This is a genomic window from Microcoleus sp. PH2017_05_CCC_O_A (assembly GCF_020738785.1).
In the GTDB taxonomy this organism is placed as follows: Bacteria; Cyanobacteriota; Cyanobacteriia; order Cyanobacteriales; family Microcoleaceae; genus Microcoleus.
On the sequence record NZ_JAEQCB010000067.1, the window covers coordinates 1 to 22,314 of the forward strand.

A 22,314-nucleotide genomic window follows, 5' to 3' on the forward strand; every position below is an offset into this window, starting at 1 on the left:
GTACCGACTAAAGTTTTGCCCAAACCTACCACATCGCCAATAATCACGCCTCCCCGTTTGGTAATGTGACGGGCTGCTAGCTTAACGGCTTCTTCTTGAAACTGAAATAAACCCTTAAAATCGCGGGGAATCTGAAATTCGGAAATACCTGCGATCGCCTCGCGGGACAAATGATAGACTCTGTTGAGATAGATGTGATAGGGTGGAATTGGTTCGGATCGCGCCCAACTGCGATCGAGAATTTCGGCGAGTTCCTTAGAAATATCAATACAGCCGTATTCTTCCCAGCGGTTTTCAAACCATTTTTGCAACTTATTACAAGCATCAGAATCTAAGATATCAAGATTCAATTCTCCTTGCTTTGAGAGTCCCGATAAAGTCAGATTGCTGCTACCCAAAAAACCGACAATCGGACTATTTGGATCGTGACGATGAACGAGATAGAGCTTCGCGTGTAGATGATAAGCTAGAAATAATTTAACAATAACTTTTCCGGTTTTAATCTGATAGCTCAATCTGCGTAAGCCTTGTTCGTCAATATCACTGGGAGCCCCGATTGTCAACTGATGACGAAACTCCTTAGCCATCCGTTTTTTGAGGCGAATAATTGTACTATTGTCAATCCCCCGATGATGGGAAATCAGGCTAAAACTAGCATTCAATTCATCGGATGGCAAGCTTTGCATTCCCACCAAAAGGCGGCAGCATGCTCCCCGATTTCCCACATATGCTTCGATTAAATCGCCAATGCTCCGCCATCCCCTGAGATTGAAATAGCCCACGCAAAAATCGGCACGGTAGGAGAGTTTAATGGTTTCTCGTAATGCTGGTAGCAGAGATAGTTCGATGTTGTCAAAAATGCGTGGCACTTGGTTTTTTCTGTGATGAATAATGTTAGATTAATTGTAGGGAAACGGCACTGCCGTCTCCTCTTCTTTCTTTAGAGTTCTGGTTGAATTCCAGCCGATCGCAATTGAGCGCGTAATTGCTCTAATTCGTCTTCGGCGCGATCGGCTCTTTCAAAACCCGATAACAACAGATTCCCTTCACTATCCCACCAGCGCAACCAAGGTAATTCCATATTTTGATAAGTACCTTGCCAAATTCCCAATTCTACTCCTAACTGTGGAATCGGATAATGACCGCGATCGTTTGCTGCAACTAATTGATACCTATCTTCGATCAGATGATAGACTTCAACACTAGCCTTGCTGACTTCATAAATTCCATAAAATGCCGGATGTATGACATTTTCATAAATCCAGAATTTACCAGCCTTAGTTTCCTGTTTGCCCGATCGCAATAAAGGCGTTCTGTCCCGTTCTTCAGCACCATTCCCGGATACAAACTCTAACACAATCAACGGTGATATAAACTCTTGCCACAACACATAATAAGGGCGAAATTTACCATCCAATGTTGGTGGAACATTCGGTACATAGAACCAGTCAGGTGCTTCTGCACCCTTTTCTAAGGGGTCAGTTAATCGCCAATAAATACCGCTATCTTGACCGATACAATAGTTACCGTCAGCGTGAATTCTTTCTAAGATAGGAGTTATGGAATCGGTTAGTAAAATGCTTTGGGGATGTTCTTGAAAGTTCTTCACAAAAGTACCGTCTGATTCGGGTAGTTGAGTATGATCCGGCCAGCCTGTGGGATTGTTTTCTACATCTAAGCTGAATTTCATGGTTTTATGGTGATTGAAGGTGTTTGTGCGATCCTCTTCGAGGGCTGCGCTAACGGCTTTTAATTTTGATGTTGATGATAGGATAACTTTTGCTCTCCATTCTAATCAATTTGCTCCTCAGTCCCTGCGCCAAAGCCATATGGAAAAAAGGTCGATCGCACCCAACCAACCCCAACCGCTAGCCCGAAGTGAGATAACCCCCCCGCAGCCCCGTGGCTCGACGCGGTACAATAAATGCGATCGAACTTAACGCTTATATTGAAAAAGCTACACACAACGCCACAGGAGACAACGGACGTATGGGAAAAGTAGTTGGCATTGACCTCGGAACGACAAACTCAGTAGTAGCCGTCATGGAAGGCGGCAAACCGGTTGTGATTGCCAACGCAGAAGGGATGCGGACAACTCCTTCGGTGGTTGCTTTCACCAAGGAAGGAGAACGCCTTGTCGGACAAATGGCCAGACGCCAAAATGTTCTCAACCCCCAAAACACCTTTTACGCCGTCAAACGGTACATCGGGCGCAAATATACCGAACTGACTCCAGAAGCAAAGCGCGTCCCTTACACAACTCGCCGCGACGACAACGGAAACATCAAAATCAAATGCCCTCGCCTGAAAAAAGATTTCGCCCCAGAGGAAATTTCGGCGATGGTGTTGCGGAAGTTGGCCGATGAAGCCAGCCGCTATCTGGGACAAGAAGTTACGGGGGCTGTAATCACTGTTCCTGCTTATTTCAACGACTCGCAGCGACAGGCGACGCGGGATGCTGGCAGAATTGCCGGACTTGATGTGAAGCGGATTTTAAATGAGCCGACTGCGGCTTCTTTGGCTTACGGTTTGGAAAGGCGAGAAAGTCAAACAATCTTAGTTTTTGATTTGGGCGGCGGTACTTTTGATGTATCTATCTTAGATGTTGGAGATGGAGTATTTGAAGTTAAAGCAACTAGCGGCGATACTCAGTTGGGTGGCAATGATTTTGACTCCAAAATTGTTGATTGGTTGGCTGAACAATTCTTAGAAAAAGAAGGCGTGGATTTACGCAAAAACCGCCAAGCTTTGCAGCGCTTGATCGAAGCGGCAGAAAAAGCAAAAATAGAGCTGTCGGGAGTTGGCGTCACTGAGATTAATTTGCCGTTTATTGATGCAAATGAAGATGGGCCTTTGCATTTGGAAACGCGCTTGACTCGCGGTCAATTTGAGGGGCTGTGCAGCGATTTGGTGCAGCGGATGCGCCGTCCGGTGAAACAAGCTTTGGCTGATGCCAATATGAGTCCTTCTCGGATTGATGAAGTTGTGTTGGTCGGCGGTTCGACTCGCATTCCTTTGGTGCAGGAAATTGTGCGGAGTTTGATCGATCGCGAACCGAATCAAAATGTCAATCCCGATGAGGTTGTGGCGGTGGGTGCTGCTATTCAGGCGGGGATTTTGGGCGGGGATGTCCGGGACGTGCTGCTGTTGGATGTGACGCCCCTGTCCCTGGGCTTGGAAACCATCGGCGGGGTGATGAAAAAACTGATTCCGCGCAATACTACTATTCCAGTTAGGCGATCGGATATTTTTTCGACTGCTGAAAACAACCAAACTGTGGTAGAAGTTCACATCATCCAAGGGGAACGGGAATTAGGTAGAGATAATAAGTCTTTGGGACGGTTTAAATTAACGGGAATTCCGCCGGCACCGCGAGGGATCCCGCAGGTACAAGTGGCTTTTGATATTGATGCTAACGGGATGCTGTTGGTGACTGCTTTGGACAAAACTACCGGCAGGGAACAAAGCATTACTGTGCAAGGTGCTTCGACGCTGAGCCAGCAGGAAGTGAATCAAATGATTCGCGATGCGGAACAGTTTGCTCAAGCTGATAAGTTGCAGCGGGAAAAGGTGGAAAAACGCAATCGCGCTGAGGCTTTGGCTTATCAAGCTGAGCGACAGTTGCGGGAAGTTGCACTCGATCGCGGAATGCAGTTTGCCCAAAAAAGCCGCCAGCGCATTGAAACTTTAATTCGGGAATTGCGAGACAGTTTGGAACGTAAGGATGAGCGGGGAGTTGACCAAGTTGGCTCGGATTTGCAGGATGCTCTTTACGATTTGAGTCGGGAAGTCGCGGCCTTTGCTGATGATGACGATGATGATGATTTCTTTGAGTCTGTGAAGCGGACTTTTACAGGCGATAGTACCAAGCGGCGCAGCGATGACAGCAGCTATTATCAAAATGCTAAGCCCTACAGGCGATCGACAGTCGATCCAATGCCCGATCGCCCTTACGATCGCTCTTACGATCGCGATCGTATGCCAGATCGCGATCGATCTTACGATCGCACACCCGATCGCCCATACGATCGCACACCCGATCGCAGAACCAGCAATAACCGCCCAACTCGCCCCTATCAAAATCAAAGCGACGACTGGGATGACGACGATGATTGGTTGTAATTGAAGGAAGAAGGAAGAAGGAAGAAGGAAGAAGGAAGAAGGAAGAAGGAAGAAGGAAGAAGGAAGAAGGAAGAAGGAAGAAGGAAAATAGCGGATTTTTAGCAGAGAATATGTGACCGCCCTTTTTCCACTTCTTCTGGACTTCTTTTTTCTCTCCTCTACTACACTAGACTTCTTGGAAATAGATAGAGATTACTATAATCAGCAAGGAGAAAACTATATTTTTTTATGAGTCATAGAGAACAATACATCTGGCAGCGGGGTATTTATCTTTGTCAACTTTGCTACGAATTAACCAAATCATTTCATCCATCTGAACTTTATGGTATTACCAGTCAAATTCGCCGTGCATCTGTATCAGTACCAGCTAACATTGCTGAGGGATATGGACGTTTAAACAGTTGACAGTTGACAGTTGACAGTTGACAGTTGACAGCGAAGTGATAAGAACAGAGATTTAAACTCCGTTCTTATCACAATCTGCCTTCATGCTGGGGCTTCAAACCCTTGCTATTCGGTGAGCACGAAAGAGTATATTCGATATTTACAAATAACTCTCGGTTCGCTGCGAGAACTGGATACTCATTTAGTGATTTCTGAAAAAGTGGGGTTAGGAACGCACCAGCAAATATCACCGGTTGTTAAAGAAGTAGATGAAGTCACACGACTAATTGTCAGCACAATCAATAAACTTAAACCAGAATAAAACATCTTTCCCTCTTCCCTCTTCCCTCTTCCTTCTTCCCTCTTCCTTCTTCCTTCTTCCCTCTTCCTTCTTCCTTCTTCCCTCTTCCTTCTTCCTTCTTCCCTCTTCCTTCTTCCTTCTTCTCAAATTATGCAAAACTTTCGTAATTACTATCAAATACTGGGAGTGCCCAGAGATGCTACGGCTGACGAGATAAAAAAAGCCTATCGACGACTGGCGAGACAGTTGCACCCTGACGTAAATCCGGGAGATAAATCTGCTGAAGATAGGTTTAAAGATATTAATGAAGCTTACGATATTCTGTCCGATCTCGAAAAGCGCGCTCAATACGATCAGTTTAGTAAATTCTGGAAACAAAAGGGATTTCAAGGCAAACAAGGCGTAAAACTTCCTAATTTTACAAGTTGGGGAAACAACAAAGGGAGCCGCAGAAAACCAGCGGAAGATATCGATTTTAGCGATTACTCAGATTTTAATAAATTTCTCGATCAAGTCCTCGGAAGGCGCCGGGAAGTGAGGATGGCGACAGAGAATGATGCACCGCGAGTTCCCACTTCGGAACCGTGGAATACGGCTTCTAAGAAAACCAGTTATGTTGCTAATTCTCGGGAAGAGAGAAGGGATTTGGACGATCGCGAAATTCGACGCGAAACCAGGGAAATAGACGATCGCGAAATCAGACAAGACATTGATGCGAGGCTGACTCTGCCTTTGGAAAGAGCTTATTCCGGCGGTACCGAGCGCATCCGCTTGGATGACGGGCGGTGGATCGAGGTAAATATGCCTGGGGCGATGGTATCGGGCCAGCGAATTCGCCTGCGAAATCAAGGTATTGGCGGTGGCGATTTGTACTTAAAAATCACCGTTTCTCCCCATCCATTTTTCCGCTTGGAAATGTCGGATATTTGCTGCGAATTGCCGCTGACACCCTGCGAAGCGGTACTTGGTGGAGACATTGAAGTGCCGACTCTAGACGGCTTGGTGAAGATGAAACTGCCACCGGGAGTCACGTCTGGGAAGCGGTTGCGGCTGGCAAATAAGGGCTATCCGACTGGAAATGGCGATCGGGGAGATCAGCTAGTAGAAATTCAGGTGTTAATTCCCAAGGAAATTAGTGACGAAGAACGGGAATTGTACGAAAAATTGCGGCAAATTGAGACTTTTAAACCGCGTCAGAATTTGTATGATTAATTGTAGGGTGCGCACTGCGCACCTTACCGAAATGTAGGTGCGCACTGCGCACCTTACCCATCAGCCAATTCCGCCTTGAGGGCGTCAGGGGTTTCCCATCACCCATCACCCATCACCCATCACCCATTACCGATTACCGATTACCGATTACCCATTACCGATTACCCATTACCGATTACCCATTACCGATTACCCATTACCGATTACCGATTACCGATTACCGATTACCGATTACCCATTACCGATTACCCATTACCCATTACCCATTACCGATTACCCATTACCCATTACCCATTACCCATTACCCATTACCTATATGTTCACATTCATCAATCCTAAAACTGATTTTGCCTTCAAAAAAATCTTTGGTTCTGAAAATAGCAAAGACATTCTAATTAGTTTTTTGAATGCCTTGCTATATGACAATCAGCCCACCATCGAAAGTTTAGAAATCGTCGATCCTTATTCATTGCCGCTAATTCGAGGTCTTAAGGATACTTACTTAGATATTAGAGCCAACTTAAATGACGGCACAACTGTCATTATCGAGATGCAGGTTTTGAACGTAGAGGCTTTTGAAAAACGAATTTTGTACAATGCAGCTAAAGCTTATTCCACGCAATTAGAAACAGCCGATCAATATGTAATGTTGAATCCAGTGATTGCCTTGACAATTACTGATTTTGAAATGTTTGAGGATTTTGACAAAGTAACTTCGCGGTTTGTTCTGAAAGAAAGAGAGTTTTTAAGTGATTATCCTATTTACGATATCGAATTAGTTTTTGTCGAGTTACCCAAGTTTAAAAAAAGTCTGGAGGAGTTAGAAACTTTGACCGACAAATGGCTTTATTTTCTCAAAACTGCCAGAGACTTAAACACAGTACCTGAAACAATGGAAGTTGTGCCAGAAATCAATAAAGCATTTGCAATAGCAAGTAGAGCTAATTTGAATCGTGACGAGTTAAGTGACTTGCTAAAACAGGAGATTTATATCCAAGATCGGCGAGGTGCAATATCTAAAGCAGTGCGAATAGGAACAGAAAAAGGCAGAGAAGAAGGCAGAGAAGAAGGCAGAGAAGAAGGCAGAGAAGAAGGAATCAAAACAGGACAAATAGCACTGATTGTTCGTCTGTTGGAACGCCGTGTAGGTGCTGTCACTCCCGAAGTTCAAAGTCAAATCGGGGAATTGTCGATCGCGAAATTAGAAGATTTAGGAGAAGCTTTGCTCAATTTTACCCAAATCTCGGACTTAGCAGCTTGGCTGGAAACACAAGATTTAGCCGCCCAATAGCCGTTAGCGCAGCCCTCGAAGAGGATCGCACTTTCAGCCATCCTCGATAACATAAGTAGAATTACTGTTGCAAATATTCAGGAACTAGCCGAAAATTAACCCTAAGCTAATTTTCCCACAATACAGGAGCATTCTGCCGCGATGACTCAAATGCCGCCTCAATGCAAAAATCTGCAAGAGCAAGTTGACTCTCTACTGCAACTGCTGCGTCAGGAACCGTCTTTGCGACAACAAGATATCACGGCGGTACAAGCTTCTCTAAAAAAGGCAATTTCTCCCGAGTTTGAGATTGTGTTTGCGGGCGCTTTTAGTGCGGGAAAATCAATGCTGATTAATGCTTTGTTGGAGCGAGAATTGCTCTACAGTGCGGTCGGACACGCAACCGGTACTGAATGCTATATCGCCTACGCTGAATCTACCCAAAAAGAGCGTGTTGTTCTCACTTTTTCGAGCGAAGTTGAGATTCGCCAGCAAGCCTATGCTCTTTGCGAACAGTTAAATTTAACTACTGAAATTGATATTAATCTCACAGATGTAGTTAAAATTTTAGCTCAGGGATGCAGCATAATTATCGAAAAGGAAGGCGGAGAAAATAAATCGGAGAGAGCTAAACAAGCGAAGGCTTTGACTCTACTTTTAGAAGGGTTTGAAGCGAATCGCGATCGCATTCAAGCTGTGGAAAATGCAACTTATTCGATGGAACAGTTTAATTTTTCCAATCTCAAGGAAGCTGCAAGTTACGCGCGGCGCGGTAGCAACAGCGCTGTACTCAAGCGAGTTGAATATTACTGTTACCATCCGCTGCTGCAAGATGGGAATATTATTATTGATACGCCGGGAATTGATGCGCCTGTCAAACAGGATGCGGAATTGACCTATGATAAGATTGAAAGCCCGGATACTTCGGCGGTTGTCTGCGTCTTGAAGGCTGCGTCGTCTGGGGAAATGACGACGGAAGAGACGGAGTTGATGGAGAAAACGCGATCGAATCCCGGAATTCGCGATCGCCTGTTTTACATTTTCAACCGCATTGACGAAACTTGGTACAACGCGCAACTGATCCAGCGCTTGGAAAATCTGATTAATTCCGACTTTCGCGACACCGCCAGAGTCTATAAAACCAGCGGATTGCTGGGATTTTACGGGAGTTTGATAAAAGGGACAACCGGGCGCGATCGCTTTGGTTTGGATAGCATATTTGTCGAAAGTCGCGATCGAGTTGATGCAGACACGAATGCGGATAGTAAAAGTGAAAACACTGAAGAAACACCGCTATTTGTCAGCGAATTTAACCGCTACTGTGCGAATTCCGGGAAACTATCTCCCAGCAAATTTCGGATTTCAGTTAACAGCTACGAAACGCCCAGTCAAAACTACGTGCGGATTCTGGCAGAACAAGGTCAACCATTAATTCAGCAATTAATTCAAGATAGCGGCATCGAAGATTTTCGCACAGCCATCACCGATTATCTCACAAAAGAAAAGCGCCCGCAACTGTTCAGAAATCTCGCTGACGATTTAGAGGATTTGTGCATTCAACTGCGGAAACAATACCAAACAATTCAGCGGAATTTGGACAGCCAGCCCCGCGAAATTGAAGCGATGAAAGCCCAAGAACTTTTACGTCTAAATCAAGAATTGCAGCAAGTCGGACAGGAATTTCGAGAACATATCGCCAAAGAAGTCAATGATATGATTATGAACAGATGCGATATTTTCGATACAGATTTTCGCCAACTGCAATCTCGGATGATTCGCCGCTTGGATGAATTGCTAGATGGATTTTCGGTTGAGGCGGCTTACGGACGAACTTTGATGACTCATCCGCGGAATGCTACTGCACCTTTAATTGCGGTTTTAGTGGAAGCGCTTTATTATTTAGCCAATCAGTTGGAAGATATTTTAGTAGAGGCTACTAAGTCACTGGTTGAGAATTATTTCCAGTATTTAAAAGACAGCATTCGTAAGTCAGAATATTATCGATTGCTTTATCGGTTGTTGGGGAATGACGGGGGAATTGAACAGCAGTTAGAGGAGTTGTCACAGCGGGTTTCTCGTGCTTTGGTGAATGCGGCGGGCGTGGAGTGCGATCGCTACGTGCGAGAAAGTCCCCGTTTTTACGACGAAGGCACGTTTTCGATTTACCAATTCCGGGAAACATTGCAGCAAACATCCCAAGGTTTTGACTGCGAAAATATGGTAGACGCGCAACCAGCAATTCGGCAATTATTGAGGCTAGATTTTGAGCCAAAAGTATCGAAAACCATTCGGCAAACTTTCCGCCAAACTGTGAATCAAACGCTGAAAGAGCATTTGTTACCGATGGCGGAACAGCAAGCTGATGATATTTTGCAGAAATACAGTCAAGCCCGCGATTATTTGGAGCAAACTTTGGCACAGGAAGCTGAGGAGAAGATTGCTAAGAATCTGCGGCTGCAAGCTGAGAATGAAGAGAAGATTCAAGAGTACGATCGGGCGGTTTCTGTGATTAATAGTTGTTTGCAGGCGATGAAGTTGCACGAGCATTTGTTGCCTGTAATTGGAGAAAATAATAGCGTTGTTGTGGATTGTGAATGATTGTGCTATAATAGCCAACAAAGAGCGACTTTAATTCTATGAACATTCGCCAAAAACTTCTAACAATAATCGAGCAACTTCCCGATGATAAGTTGGCAATACTTCTCAACCTAGCGCAGTTTTTGACAACAGGAAAAGAATCTGTTCAACCGATGCTTGTATCCCAAGCTTATCAAGATTGGCTGAGTGCGGAAAATGACATTTATGACGAACTATTTGCTGATGAACTTGCGAAGAGGTGATGTAGTGTTGGCTCAAGTACCCATGCCTTCTACTCAGCTAACACAGTTTAAACTGCGTCCGGCTGTGATAATTTCGGCAGATAATCTCAACCAAATTATTGACGATGTGATGATTGTACCTTGTACTTCTAAGACAACTCGCTCTTTGACGGCAGCTCAATATTTGATAACAGGAGATGAAATTGCATTGGCTGGTATTAGAGTTGAGTCTGTAGTTAGGTGCGAGTCCATTTTTACCCTCAATAAGTCAATGATTACTCGCAAACTGGGTGCTTTTTCAACTGAGGCTATAAACCACGTTAATCGCTGTTTGATGGTAGCTTTGGAATTAGAAATAGTAGATTAAATAGGACTTGCACGAGGGTGGTAAGTGAATGATTGCAATTTTGGCGATTGAAATTACGGCGATTGGAAATCGCGGCTACACAGACAAAACCCGCCTCCGCGGGTTGAAGACATTCTTAGTCCGCGGAGGCGGACATCGTTTGTATAGCCGCGGTTTCCAACCGCCGGGATTCTTGCCAAAATATAGATGCTACTCTAAAATAGTTAGGATGACAGTTTAAAGAACTTAGAGATTAATATGGAAGATAAATTTGATTTCCATAACTGCGGTAATGATGATGCTTTATCTTTTGGTGACGCAATGCTTAAAGTAGAAAAACTCAAGGAAACAGTAAATAGAGTTTTACCTGAAGATGAGTTAGCACAGACACTCAATAAGTCGTTAAGCCAACAGAAACTAGATATTGATGTAGGTTTAAATACTGACCAACAAACTAGGGCTTATGAAAACTGATTTGGTGAGGGTATAGATTGTGAAATTCTCAGAGTGGGTGCTCAGGGCTGGAAGAAAGGGAAGATGAAGCTCAAACTCAATGTCACTATAGAATTTTGCCCCGACGAACCAGAAGTAGAAGAAACACCAGAAAACAACGAGTCAGAAACTAGCCAACCAGAATCCCCCCTCGATGATTTGCGCCGCCAATTTCTCCAACAAGAAAACTCACTTAGCTAATCAATCAAACCTCTGCGGTTAAAATACATCATGACTAAAACTTCCAGAATTACTATCCCTCCAGAAGTCAGAAAATACGTATTCACTCGCAACAAATACCAGTGCCAAAGCTGCGGCCAAACCAAACTAGAAGCAGAACTGTCGATCGATCATATCATCCCCCTAGCCCGCGGCGGCAGCAACGACATCAGCAACCTGCAAACCCTCTGCTGCACCTGCAACCAAAGGAAAACCGACAAACTAGACCCGCGCTTTAAGCGACACTTTGACCTGTGATATTTAGTATAATAAGTTTGACCGTTTGATATGGAAATTGCACTCTGCCATGCGATCGCACTTTTAACTCCTAGCTAGGATAACTGCAATGCTCACAAAAACAGTTGACATACAAGAAGCACAAACAAATTTAAAAGAGTTATTATCTCTAGCACTTAAAGGTATAGAGGTTGTTCTCACAGAAGGTGGCATTCCCCTTGTACGATTAGCGCCCATTGCATCCCCAGCTAAGCCGCGCACAGCAGGATTGCACGCTGGAACAATCTGGACAAGTGAGGATTTTGATGAACCGTTATCTGATGAATTCTGGACAGGGAATCTATGAGATTACTCCTCGATACTCATACCTTCATTTGGTGGGACAGTTCCCCGCAAAGACTTTCACCAAAAGCTCTTGCCTTGTGTCAAAATCCAGAAAATACTTTGCTTGTAAGTGTTGCCAGCATTTGGGAAATCCAAATCAAGCTCCAACTTGGTAAACTAAGTCTGAATCTGCCTTTAACAGAAGTGATAGAAAGCCAGCAAGTGACTAACAATATAGAATTGCTACCTATTACTATTGCTCATGTTTTAGCCTTGAATAACTTACCAACTCATCACAAAGATCCCTTCGATCGCCTATTGATTGCTCAAGCCAATATAGAAGACGCTGTGTTAGTGAGTTGCGATTCGATATTTGCCAAATATCCGGTCAACATTGACTGGTAACTCCTACCATCGATAATACCGATAAGGATCGTCCCCATTCTCAAAATCTGTCTTATAATCCGGGTGATAAAACTCCTGACTCGAACCGTTAAATACAGCACCATCCGCCCTAAAACTTGCCCCTAAATTAGCTAAAATCTGAGCATTTGCCCGAGTTTGCCGCCAGCGAGTAAAACGCAAATAAGTCTTAGCATCAGCATTCAAACTATCCGGGTCAATTTGAGAGAAAATCGCCACGCCCTTACCTACAGCAACCCGGCTTAACAAACCGTCAGCACCGATTTCTCCCCCAGACTTAATCAACCAAGTATCATAAAAAGAGCGCGATCGCAAATCCGAACCGCTAAGCCCCTTCACCTCATCCCAACCAGGCACCGCCAGCGAACCCCCGAAATCCTTCGCCTGCTGCAAACCCACGCCCAAACCCGCAACAGGTACTTGACGCGGCAAGAAAAACGCATTTCCGCCACCATTCAAATAAGCACGCAAATCTGCATCTTTCAGATTCGCTTCGGCACCCACAATCGCCAAACCAGCATCCTGAGAAAGCGCATTAGCCCGCTGATAAATTACCCCCAAACTGTCCAACTTCTTGGCATCTTTGTCTCCCCCAATTAAAACCACCTTATCCGGCTTTCCAAGCATTGGAGAATTCGTCCCGTAACTCACAAGTTGCTGGACTAACTGCGCCGCCCCACCATCTACAGAATAATGGTCTTCCACATCCAACTCGTTTAAAATCAGCCGCCCTTTTCCATAATCCAATTCCATCAGCGGGGAATAAGCTAAATCAAACTCAGATTCCAAAATTGGCCGCCAACCGCTGCGGTGCGGCTTCTCAATTGAAGCGCTGCTGACTGCGCCGCGATTTCCCCAATGCCAGCCGTACCAAGGCATATTTGCTGGACTCAATCTCGATCCAGTTTGAGTTGTATCTGGATAAGCTTCAACCAGCGTACTTTCCCCCATCCAATCCCGCAAATCTTCACCGTCTAAACCGATAATTGCTGGATGATTGCTGTCAACTGGATAGGCGCGGCGGCTGACGTGTTCGGCAACTCGCAAACCCATGTTTTTTAGCCATTCCCGGCGCTGAGGAAACACCATTGTTTTGCCGCCGTTTCGCACGAAATTTTCTAAATTTCCTGGCAAATTTTGCCCGCTAGAAAAAGCTTCCCTACCGATAATTAATAGCGATAAAACTTGCGAACCATTCCAAGGCACCAGACTATAACCTAACTGCTTTAACATTGCCGATGTTTTGCCAACTGGATCGAAGATTGTTAGCGTATCCTTGATTTTGGCTTGATTGGCAAACACCCGGAAAGGAAATGTATCAGAATGCGGCCGATCGCCAATTCGTGCAGTTAAACTAATTTCGCCGTCAGCTTTGCTAGAAATTGTATTTGGCAATTTCACGTCAATTGGGAAAAATAGCGTGCCTGCTGTGTCAATTTTCCCCTTCTTCTCCCCAGTTGCTACCTCTTCTCCCCCGACCATAACTCGCCAATTTAATGCAAAATCTTGCTGCGCTCTGGTATCGTTAATTAATACTATTTGCTTAGCCAATTTGCTGCCTGCAAAAAAGCTGTGATCTTTGGCAGCAAAAGCCTGATTAGCACCAGCAATCCAAGCTAAAGTCGGGCCGTTATTCTTCATAATTGCCTCCCCTGCCGGATAAATTTTGTAAGCTTCTGGTTGCAAATGATGCATCAGATTGTTGGACACTTGCTTCAAATAAACACCTCGGCGACCCGATTGAAATCCTCCCAGATCTACCTTGGTTCTGCCAGCATCCGAAACATCCCAACCGTGTCCTTGCTGCCAAGGAATCATGCCCCCAGACATTCCAAAAGTCCGCCAAGTCCGCCAAGTATTCGTACTGAATAAATACTGCAACTTTTGAAAAGCAGGTGCAAAATCTAAATCCTTGCTCATGTGCCAGCTTTTATACTGCATATCCTTGACAAATTGCTCGCGAATTTTACGTTTATAAGTGGGAGTTTCTAAGTCGTAAGCTTGTTTGCCAAAGTAAATTGCTGCAAATTCAGTCATCCAAGGTTCGCTAACAATCACCTTATCAAAACCTTGGCGGTTCCGCATCATGGTCGCGTGCAGAGGCGTGCCAAATTCTACTACCATGTAGGGCATTTCTCCGGTTTTACTCCACTCTGAAATCCATTCTTCCCTTTCTTGTAATGGCATCACATTTAAATAAGAATTTAGCGAATAAACATCGCCAAAAGTGCCGCCTTGATGTACCATCACAGGTCTGGTTGGGTCTACAGATTTCATAGCAGCAAAAGCTTCATTTCCCAGGGGGGTTTTTGCCCGCAAACGCTGGTCTTCGACGGGACCGATTGTTCCTTCTACTGTTTTCTTGCCGATGCGGCGGGGATTTTGGTCGTCACCGTTGCCGAAATAATTGGGACTTGTTGCCCACATTAATACTGAGGGATGATTGCGGTAGCGGCGCATTTCTGCTGTCATTCGCCCTTTCCAGCGATCGATAATTTGGCGGTTATTCCATTGTTCGCTCCAAGCTATGGGAGTAATATCTAATGCGGGCGCCATAATTGGAAAACCTTTGAGATCGGCGCGTTCGGAAAATAGTTCTCTGAAGTGCCATCTACCCCGTTCGTCGTGATTCCAAGGCCAGATTTCTGCTATATTGAAACCAGCTTTTACATAGGCGTCTATTAAACTGTCTGAAACTTCTACTGTGCCACCTTCCCATGTATCGGAATGCAAGGCGGGACGCAGGCGAAACTCGGTGCCATTTAAGAAAAATTTGCGCCCTTGTACCCAAAATTCGCGGAAGCCGAAGGGTTGGTTGTATTGCGTGTTAACGCCGCTGCCTGTTACTTCTAATTGCAGGGTGTAGAGGTTGGGTTTGCCGGCATCCCAAAGGCGGGGACTTTGCCAATCCCACTGGACTTTTACGGTTTGAATTGGTTTGGCTTGAACGGTTGCAGTGCCTGTAAATTTTTGTTCGACTTTGCCTTTTTCGTCGAGCATTTGCGCTACAAGCTGAACTTGACCGTTTTGGGTAATGTCTTTGAGTTCTACATCTAATTTAATTTGCTTTTTTCTGGTGGAAGTTTGGACGTATACATCGCTAACTAGCGGGCCTGGGGCCACGCTAAGAACCCTGACTTCGCCGATGATTCCCCGCGATTGCAAGTTGGATTTTGTGGTGTATATTTCTGTGGGACTCATGATCACGGCTTTGTCTTTTTCGTCGGAGACTGCTGCGACTAAAATAGATATTGTATTTTGACCTGGTTTGGCTACTTTGGTAATTTCAATATTGCCGTAGGGCCATTCGATTTGACCGCAGTTAATGCCGTTGACAAAGATAATTGCATCGGTGCTGACTCGGGCTAAGTCGATAAAAATGCGGCGGTTTTTCCACTCGCCGGGAATGTCTATTTTTTTCTGATACCAAGCTTTTGATAGTTGTTTGCTGTTGAAGTTTTCCCAGTCTTTGCCGGTGCCGCGAGTGATGATTCCGGGTATGAATTCGTTTTTTTCTTCTTGCCAGTCTCCGGGTACTTGGATGGAGCCCCAATTTGGGGAGGCGGGGGGACTTTGGGGGTTGCCTGTGGCGGGGACAAATTGCCAGGTGCCGTTGAGATAGATTTGGTTGCGCTGGTTGTCGATCGCGCTGGCGGTAGCTGTAGTAAGATTCGGAAAGCCGATCGACATTACTGAGTTGGTGACCGAGTTGGGATTTTGCACCGCGTAACCGATGAATCCGAAGACGATGGCGGCTGCGAAAAATAATCCGATAATTTTTGCCAGCTTGTGATTCATCGTAAGTTCCTCCCAGAAATCAACTTATCCAGTTTGTCTCTTCATTTATCATAAGCTGCTGCGCGCATCAATTGCTTGGTTTCGACGAGTGGACAAAGGGGAAAGTGGGAGATGGGGAGAGTGGGAGAGGGGGGGAGTGGGAGAGGGGGAGAAAGGGGAGAAAGGGGAGAAAGGGGAGAAAGGGGAGACGTGGGAGGGAGCATCTCAGTTTTGCATTTATTATAGTGCGAGCGTCCCCGCTCGCGTATTTTACAATACGCGAGCGGGGACGCTCGCACTCAAAGAAAAAATGCTTTTTACAAAAATGAGATGCTCCTGAGGGGGAGATTGGGAGAGGGGGAGATTGGGAGTATTTTTCTGATTCTCTGTGACTAATGACTGATGACTGATGATAAGGTTTGCGAGCGGGGACAGCACTGATGACTAATGACTGATGAGGGCGGGCACGCACCATCCACCGCCCCTACTGACTAATGACTAATGACTAATGACTAATGACTAATGACTACTATCAACTGTCAACTGTTAACTGACTTCAGCAAATCTGTCTGTGGGAAGATGGCACGGCGCCGACAAATGTGGTTTGGTATAGAAAAAACACATAATTTTTTTTAACCATGTTGTTTTATAGGCACAAACAGAAATAGTGCGATCGCGCCATCGCTACAGGTCAAAAAAAAATGAGTCGGTTTCAGGTCTTGCCTTTACCCATTAAATCTTACAGCATTGCTACATTTACCGCAGGCACGGCCTTACTGCTGACAACTCTGTTACTGTTTGCACTTCAGGCAACTCCTGCAATCTTACTTCTTGCCGCTGCAATGGTTGGCGGCTGGTATGCTGGTTTAAAGTCCGCAGAACAAGAACTAGAAATAGAACGCCAGATTATTTCAAAAGTAACTGATACCACAGCTTGCTTGATTGTAGTTCTCGACAGTCGAGGACGGATTGTGCGATTCAACCAAGCTTGCGAAAAAACAACTGGCTACTCGGTAGCAGAAGTTCTGGATAAATATGTTTGGGATCTGTTCTTGATTCCCGAAGAAGTTGAGGCAGCTCAAACAGTTTTTGCTAATCTAAACGCAGAAGTTGTTTACAGCGAATATCAAAACTATTGGCGCACTAAAAATGGATCCAAGCGCTTCATTTCTTGGTCGAATACAGTGATGCTGGGTATTGATGGCTTGGTAGAATATGCGATCGCAAGTGGTATCGATATTACCGATCGCAAATTAGCAGAAATAGCCTTGGCTTCATCCTACGCCAAGCTAGAAAACCGCGTCAAACAGCGCACGGCTGAGCTAACAGTAGCTAAAGAAGCGCTGCAAGCTCAAGAAGAACGATTTCGCTGTTTAAGTTCCTGTTCGCCTGTGGGAATTTTTATGGCAGATTTTGAGGGGCGCTACACCTATGCAAACCCTCGCACTCAGGCGATTTGTGGCTTGAGTTTGGCAGAACTTTTAGGAGATGGTTGGGAGAATTGCATTCACCCGGAAGACCGCGATCGCGTATTGAGCCGATGGCTGGATTATACTCGGGAACTTGGGGAATATGCGATCGAGTATCGCCTGCAAACAGCAGAGGGGATTGTGCGCTGGATTAATGTTGGTTCGGCGCCGATGTTCTCCGACTGTGGGGAACTTATCGGACACGTGGGCACGGTGCGAGATGTTACTGAAAGACAGCAAACACAAGCAGCTTTGTCTAGCAGCGAACAGCAACTGAGAACGCTGCTAGAAAATACGCCCGATGTGATTATCCGCACCGATAAAGAACTGCGTTATATTTATGTCAACGAAGCAGTTGCCCGAACTCAAGGAAAACCAATTTCATTCTTCCTCGGGAAAACCAGTCAAGAGATAGGAATGCCGCCGGAACTTTGCCAGAGGTGGGATGAAACTCTCCGCAAAGTGTTAGAAACTGGTCGAGAAGAAGTCATCGAATTTCAGGCTTACTCAACCGACGGCATCAGAAGTTATCAATCTCGCGTAGTTCCAGAGTTTGACAAAGACGGCGTACCAGAATCGGCGTTAATTGTTGCCCGCGATATCACAGAACTCAAACTTACAGAAAGTCAAAGATTGCAGTTGGCAACCGAGCAAGCAGCCCGAGAAAAAGCCCAAATAGAACAGCAGCGATCGGCATTTTTGGCAGAAGTTAGCAAAATTTTGGCTGCTGCGTTTGACGGAGAAACAGTGCTGCAAAATGTCGCTGAATTAGCAGTTAATTCTGTTGCCGATGGGTGCTGCATTCATTTGACCGAAACTGACTCAAAAGTCCGCAAAGTCGCTGTGGCTCACGCAGAAGCCTCTACGGTTGATACGATTAATAAGTTGAGAGTTTGCAGCCCGATCGCCTTTGATGCTGTTAACGGCTATCCGCTGGTAATTCGCACCGGCAAATCCCAACTAATTGCCGAAGTGGATGAGGAGATTTTAGCAGCAGCAGCCGAAAATGCAGCAGAAATTGAAATGCTACGCGCGGCGAAGCTATCCCGTAGGGAATCGCTCAATATCGGTTCTCACGCTTGCGTACCGCTGAAGGCGCGCGGGCGGGTAATGGGTGCGATCACTTGCTTTACCTCAAAGTTGGGGCGCCGCTACAGTGCAGAAGATATGGCAATGCTAGAAGATTTAGCATACCGCGTGGCGATCGCCCTGGACAACGCCAGACTTTATGCAGAAGCGCAGCAAGCACTAGCTCAAACATCGCAATCCTTCGCCTTAATTGACTCGCTGTTAGAAGCATCTCCCCTAGCGATTTGCTTTCTCGATCGCGAAATGCGATTCATCCGCATCAATCAAGTATTAGCAGAACTCAACGGTTTGACAGCAGAACAGCATCTCGGTCAAGACTACCGCCAATTGTTGCCAGAATCCGCTGCCGAGTTTGCACCAATAATTCAGCAAGTTCTAGAAACCGGCGAACCTGTTTTAAATGTAGAAGTCAGCGGCGAACATGGGGGAAGACCCGGATATTTCGGCTACTGGCTCGCCAACTACTACCCGGTGAAAAATGAAAGGGGAGAAATCATCGGCGCTGGCATAATTATCGCAGATGTTACCGCAGCTAAACAAACAGAATTAGCTTTGCGGGAAAGTGAAATGCGCTTCCGCAGCGTGGTAGATTCTAACATGATCGGCATTGGTTTCTGGGAGGCGGGCGGCGAAATTACCGAAGCTAATAACGCCTTGCTGGACATGATTGGATATACGAGAGAAGACTTAATTTCAGGAAAAATCCACTGGAGCAATATCACGCCGCCGGAATACGCAGAACTCGATCGCGCAGCCCTCGCCCAAGTCGCAGCATCAGGAAGTTGCGAGCCTTTTGAAAAAGAATACATCCGCAAAGACGGCACGCGCTTCCCAGTTTTTGTCGGCGCCGGACACTTGCAAGGATGCACAGACAAAGGATCGTTCTTCGTGGTCGATATCACCGATCGCAAACAAGCTCAAAACCAGATCCGAGAAAACGAAATTCGCATTAGCAACCAACTAGCAGAACTCGACTTAGTTTACAACACCACACCAGTCGGGCTGTGCTTTCTCGATACCAATTTGCGCTACATCCGCATGAACGAATGCCTCGCTGCGATCAACGGCCGCACGATCGCAGATCACATCGGGCGCACCGTCAGAGAAGCGATACCGGAACTTGCCAATCTGGTAGAGCCGATTTACCGCCAAGTGCTCGCTACGCAAACCCCCGTACTCGACATGGAACTTAAGGCCGAAACCCTTCAACAGCCGGGAGTTGTGCGGGATTGGCAAGTCAGCTTTTACCCCGTGATCGATGAATCGGGAACGCTGTTGGGAGTCAGCAGCGTGGTTGCCGAAATTACCGATCGCAACCAAGCAAAACGGGTAATCCAGCAAAGCGAAGCTTTATTCCGCCGACTGTTAGACTCAAATATTTTCGGAGTCGCGATCGGCGATTTTACCGGCCGCATCGCCTACGCCAACGACTCCCTGCTCAACATGGTGGGCTATACTCGCTTAGACGTGCTCTCCGGTCAAATGCGGTGGGACAATATGACCCCCTCCGAATACCTCCACCTCGACGCCCGGGCGGCCGGGGAACTGCGGGCGTCGGGAGTCGCAACTCCTTTTAAGAAAGAGTACATCCGCAAAGATGGCAGCCGCGTGCCGGTGCTGATGGGCGCGACGACTTTGTGCCCTGACAAGGGCGAACCAGAGACGATCGTCGGATTCTACATTGACTTGACCGAAATCTCGCGGGTGGAAGCAGAACTCAAAAACAATCAACAACGGCTGCAAATCGCTCAGCAAGCAGGCAAAATCGGAACTTTTGAATGGAACGTCCAAACGGGCGAACTCGCGTGTACGCCGGAGTTAGAGGCTTTGTACGGGCTGCCGGCCGGCGGTTTCCAGAGCAGCTATCAAAATTTGCTGGCAATGGTGCATCCAGACGATCGCACTTTCACCGAACAGCAGGTACTGGCTGCGGCGACGAACGGCGAGGAATTAAACATCGAGTTCCGCATCTGCCGCTCGGATAGCAGCGTCGCCTGGATTGCTTGCAGGGCTAAGGTGTTTCAGGACGAGCGCGGTTTGCCCCTGCGGACTATCGGCGTGAACGTCGATATCACCGATCGCAAACAAGCAGAAGAGGCGCGATCGCAAATCAATCAAACTTTGGAAGCCTTGATCCAGGCTTGTCCCCTAGCAATTACCGTTTTCGGCGCCGAGGACGGCATTGTAAAAATGTGGAACCCAGCCGCTGAGAGGATTTTTGGCTGGCCAGAATCCGAGGCGGTAGGTAAATTTTTGCCCAGCGTTCCCCCAGACAAGCGGGAGGAATTTATGGAGAATTTGAAAGGAATTCGCGCTGGAAATGCGATCGCCGGCATGGAAACCCAGCGCCAAAGAAAAGACGGCACTTCGATCGACATCGGTTTGTGGGCAACTCCAGTCCGCGACGCCAAGGGTAACATTAACTGTATGTCGATCGTCGCCGACATCAGCGATCGCAAGCAAGTCGAGGCAGAACTCGCTCAGTTGCTCGATCGCGAACAAGCCGCGCGGGCAGAAGCAGAAGCCATCAACCGCCGGAAAGACGAGTTTCTAGCCACTCTTTCCCACGAACTCCGCACGCCTTTAAACGCAATTCTGGGTTGGGCCCAAATGCTCCGCACCCGCCCGTACACACCAGATTCTTTAGCTTGCGGTTTGGAAGCGATCGAGCGTCAGTCGAGGGTGCAAACGCAGCTAGTCGAAGATTTGCTCGATGTTTCCCGGATTATTCAAGGCAAGCTGGTTCTAAAACCCGGCTGGTTCGTCATGACAAAGACGATCGAAGTTGCCCTCAATTGTGTCAGTTTCGCCGCTCAGGCTAAGTCTGTGACTGTTTCCTCGGAATTTGACCCCGCAATCAGTTTGATGTGGGGCGACGCCCAGAGGTTGCAGCAGGTAGTCTCGAATTTGCTGACTAACGCCGTCAAGTTTACGCCATCCGGGGGAACAGTCCAACTGCGTTTGTCTGCGGTAGCTGTTGCTAATTCCCCATCACCTAATTACATACAAATTATTGTTAGCGATACCGGCAAAGGCATTTCTGCTGAGTTTCTGCCCTACGTGTTCGATCGCTTCCGACAAGCAGATGGCTCAATTACTAAGGCTTACGGGGGTTTGGGACTGGGATTGGCGATCGTCGAGCACTTGGTGGAACTTCACGGCGGCACTGTACGCGCCGAAAGTCCCGGAGAGGGACTCGGGGCGACATTTACAGTAATGCTGCCCCTGAAACAGCGTCGGAGTCAGCAGCCGCAGTTGATAGAGGAAAGGCAATTAGCTGCCGTGAGTCCTGGTATTTTGGCTGGTTTAAAGGTATTGGTAGTTGATGACGAACCCGACAACCGCGAGTTTTTGGTTTTGGCGCTGAAACAGTTGGGGGCTCTGGCGATGGCTGCTGCTTCAGCCCAAGAGGCGATCGACATTTTACAGCAGTCGCCGCCGGATATTTTAGTCAGCGACATCGGGATGCCGGTTGAGGATGGCTACTCGTTAATCCGCAAAGTGCGATCGTCCGAATCTGACAAAATCAAGCGCTTGGCCGCTGTGGCGCTGACAGCTTATGCTAGCGAACAAGACCGGCATCGGGCGATCGAGGCCGGTTACGACGAACACTTAGCAAAGCCGATCGATTCTGCTCGATTCGCCACAGTTTTAGCTCAGTTAAAAACCTTACACTAACAGAAGGTACGTAGTTGCGCTTGAGCGCTCCTCCAGGTACGTAGTTGCGCTTAAGCGCTCCGGAAAGGTACGTAGTTGCGCTTGAGCGCTCCGGAAAGGTACGTAGTTGCGCTTGAGCGCTCCGGAAAGGTACGTAGTTGCGCTTGAGCGCT

At 46.7% G+C, this 22,314-nt stretch carries 17 protein-coding genes and 1 pseudogene; 14 read left to right on the top strand and 4 right to left on the bottom strand.

The window, feature by feature from the left end; all coding sequences use genetic code 11:
- Positions 1-869, bottom strand: an 869-nt coding sequence (locus JGK20_RS16750) for a phospholipase D-like domain-containing protein (RefSeq protein WP_293231456.1), incomplete at its 3' end; no start/stop codon positions are given.
- Between the two features lie 71 nt (positions 870-940).
- The gene (locus JGK20_RS16755) at positions 941-1,690 is read right to left on the bottom strand and encodes a Uma2 family endonuclease (protein ID WP_293231459.1); all 750 of its coding nucleotides are present in this window, start codon (positions 1,688-1,690) and stop codon (positions 941-943) included.
- Between the two features lie 299 nt (positions 1,691-1,989).
- On the opposite strand from JGK20_RS16755, the gene dnaK reads away from it, so the two are divergent.
- The 4 genes from dnaK to JGK20_RS16775 all read left to right on the top strand — a co-directional run bounded on the left by dnaK (position 1,990) and on the right by JGK20_RS16775 (position 4,828).
- Complete coding sequence (dnaK, locus tag JGK20_RS16760) at positions 1,990-4,122, top strand: molecular chaperone DnaK (protein WP_293204938.1); 2,133 nt, start codon at positions 1,990-1,992, stop codon at positions 4,120-4,122.
- Positions 4,113-4,238, top strand: coding sequence for a hypothetical protein (locus tag JGK20_RS16765; RefSeq protein ID WP_293192096.1), 126 nt, complete (start codon positions 4,113-4,115; stop codon positions 4,236-4,238). Before dnaK ends, JGK20_RS16765 begins: the two co-directional genes overlap by 10 nt.
- A 112-nt stretch (positions 4,239-4,350) precedes the next feature.
- Positions 4,351-4,527: a four helix bundle protein gene (locus JGK20_RS16770; protein ID WP_293183382.1), complete on the top strand. Its 177-nt coding sequence runs from the start codon at positions 4,351-4,353 to the stop codon at positions 4,525-4,527.
- A gap of 112 nt (positions 4,528-4,639) precedes the next feature.
- Positions 4,640-4,828 (top strand): four helix bundle protein, encoded by a 189-nt coding sequence (locus JGK20_RS16775; RefSeq protein ID WP_293183384.1) that lies wholly within the window; start codon positions 4,640-4,642, stop codon positions 4,826-4,828.
- Here the strand turns inward: JGK20_RS16775 and JGK20_RS16780 are convergent.
- Entirely contained in the window at positions 4,790-4,984 is a 195-nt protein-coding gene (locus JGK20_RS16780; protein WP_293200830.1) for a hypothetical protein, read from the bottom strand. The two genes, JGK20_RS16775 and JGK20_RS16780, sit on opposite strands and share 39 nt — an antisense overlap.
- On the opposite strand from JGK20_RS16780, the gene JGK20_RS16785 reads away from it, so the two are divergent.
- The 9 genes and pseudogenes from JGK20_RS16785 (at position 4,958) to JGK20_RS16825 (ending at position 12,131) form a co-directional block, all read left to right on the top strand.
- The gene (locus tag JGK20_RS16785) at positions 4,958-6,019 is read left to right on the top strand and encodes a J domain-containing protein (RefSeq protein WP_293231462.1); all 1,062 of its coding nucleotides are present in this window, start codon (positions 4,958-4,960) and stop codon (positions 6,017-6,019) included. The two genes, JGK20_RS16780 and JGK20_RS16785, sit on opposite strands and share 27 nt — an antisense overlap.
- A gap of 316 nt (positions 6,020-6,335) precedes the next feature.
- Complete coding sequence (locus JGK20_RS16790) at positions 6,336-7,310, top strand: Rpn family recombination-promoting nuclease/putative transposase (RefSeq protein ID WP_293183388.1); 975 nt, start codon at positions 6,336-6,338, stop codon at positions 7,308-7,310.
- A gap of 141 nt (positions 7,311-7,451) precedes the next feature.
- Complete coding sequence (locus JGK20_RS16795) at positions 7,452-9,887, top strand: dynamin family protein (protein ID WP_293192103.1); 2,436 nt, start codon at positions 7,452-7,454, stop codon at positions 9,885-9,887.
- Between the two features lie 38 nt (positions 9,888-9,925).
- Positions 9,926-10,129, top strand: a complete 204-nt coding sequence (locus JGK20_RS16800) for a hypothetical protein (RefSeq protein ID WP_293192105.1) — start codon at positions 9,926-9,928, stop codon at positions 10,127-10,129.
- Positions 10,092-10,475, top strand: a complete 384-nt coding sequence (locus JGK20_RS16805) for a type II toxin-antitoxin system PemK/MazF family toxin (RefSeq protein ID WP_293192107.1) — start codon at positions 10,092-10,094, stop codon at positions 10,473-10,475. Before JGK20_RS16800 ends, JGK20_RS16805 begins: the two co-directional genes overlap by 38 nt.
- A gap of 237 nt (positions 10,476-10,712) precedes the next feature.
- Positions 10,713-11,147 (top strand): annotated as a pseudogene (locus JGK20_RS16810) (KGK domain-containing protein).
- Between the two features lie 30 nt (positions 11,148-11,177).
- Positions 11,178-11,423, top strand: coding sequence for an HNH endonuclease (locus JGK20_RS16815; protein ID WP_293212379.1), 246 nt, complete (start codon positions 11,178-11,180; stop codon positions 11,421-11,423).
- An 88-nt stretch (positions 11,424-11,511) separates the two neighbouring features.
- Positions 11,512-11,748, top strand: coding sequence for a toxin-antitoxin (TA) system antitoxin (locus JGK20_RS16820; protein ID WP_293183398.1), 237 nt, complete (start codon positions 11,512-11,514; stop codon positions 11,746-11,748).
- Entirely contained in the window at positions 11,745-12,131 is a 387-nt protein-coding gene (locus tag JGK20_RS16825) for a type II toxin-antitoxin system VapC family toxin (RefSeq protein ID WP_293183400.1), read from the top strand. Before JGK20_RS16820 ends, JGK20_RS16825 begins: the two co-directional genes overlap by 4 nt.
- 3 nt (positions 12,132-12,134) lie before the next feature.
- Here the strand turns inward: JGK20_RS16825 and JGK20_RS16830 are convergent, their stop codons facing one another.
- Positions 12,135-15,947, bottom strand: coding sequence for a sugar-binding domain-containing protein (locus JGK20_RS16830; RefSeq protein WP_293204890.1), 3,813 nt, complete (start codon positions 15,945-15,947; stop codon positions 12,135-12,137).
- Between the two features lie 680 nt (positions 15,948-16,627).
- On the opposite strand from JGK20_RS16830, the gene JGK20_RS16835 reads away from it, so the two are divergent.
- Positions 16,628-22,162 (top strand): PAS domain S-box protein, encoded by a 5,535-nt coding sequence (locus tag JGK20_RS16835; RefSeq protein WP_293192113.1) that lies wholly within the window; start codon positions 16,628-16,630, stop codon positions 22,160-22,162.
- Positions 22,163-22,314: the final 152 nt, after the last annotated feature.

Coding starts and splice junctions, on each gene's coding strand:
- JGK20_RS16755 (WP_293231459.1), bottom strand. CDS start 1,690: ATGAAATTCAGCTTAGATGTAGAAAACAATCCCACAGGCTGGCCGGAT.
- dnaK (WP_293204938.1), top strand. CDS start 1,990: ATGGGAAAAGTAGTTGGCATTGACCTCGGAACGACAAACTCAGTAGTA.
- JGK20_RS16770 (WP_293183382.1), top strand. CDS start 4,351: ATGAGTCATAGAGAACAATACATCTGGCAGCGGGGTATTTATCTTTGT.
- JGK20_RS16785 (WP_293231462.1), top strand. CDS start 4,958: ATGCAAAACTTTCGTAATTACTATCAAATACTGGGAGTGCCCAGAGAT.
- JGK20_RS16790 (WP_293183388.1), top strand. CDS start 6,336: ATGTTCACATTCATCAATCCTAAAACTGATTTTGCCTTCAAAAAAATC.
- JGK20_RS16795 (WP_293192103.1), top strand. CDS start 7,452: ATGACTCAAATGCCGCCTCAATGCAAAAATCTGCAAGAGCAAGTTGAC.
- JGK20_RS16800 (WP_293192105.1), top strand. CDS start 9,926: ATGAACATTCGCCAAAAACTTCTAACAATAATCGAGCAACTTCCCGAT.
- JGK20_RS16805 (WP_293192107.1), top strand. CDS start 10,092: ATGACGAACTATTTGCTGATGAACTTGCGAAGAGGTGATGTAGTGTTG.
- JGK20_RS16815 (WP_293212379.1), top strand. CDS start 11,178: ATGACTAAAACTTCCAGAATTACTATCCCTCCAGAAGTCAGAAAATAC.
- JGK20_RS16820 (WP_293183398.1), top strand. CDS start 11,512: ATGCTCACAAAAACAGTTGACATACAAGAAGCACAAACAAATTTAAAA.
- JGK20_RS16825 (WP_293183400.1), top strand. CDS start 11,745: ATGAGATTACTCCTCGATACTCATACCTTCATTTGGTGGGACAGTTCC.
- JGK20_RS16830 (WP_293204890.1), bottom strand. CDS start 15,947: ATGAATCACAAGCTGGCAAAAATTATCGGATTATTTTTCGCAGCCGCC.
- JGK20_RS16835 (WP_293192113.1), top strand. CDS start 16,628: ATGAGTCGGTTTCAGGTCTTGCCTTTACCCATTAAATCTTACAGCATT.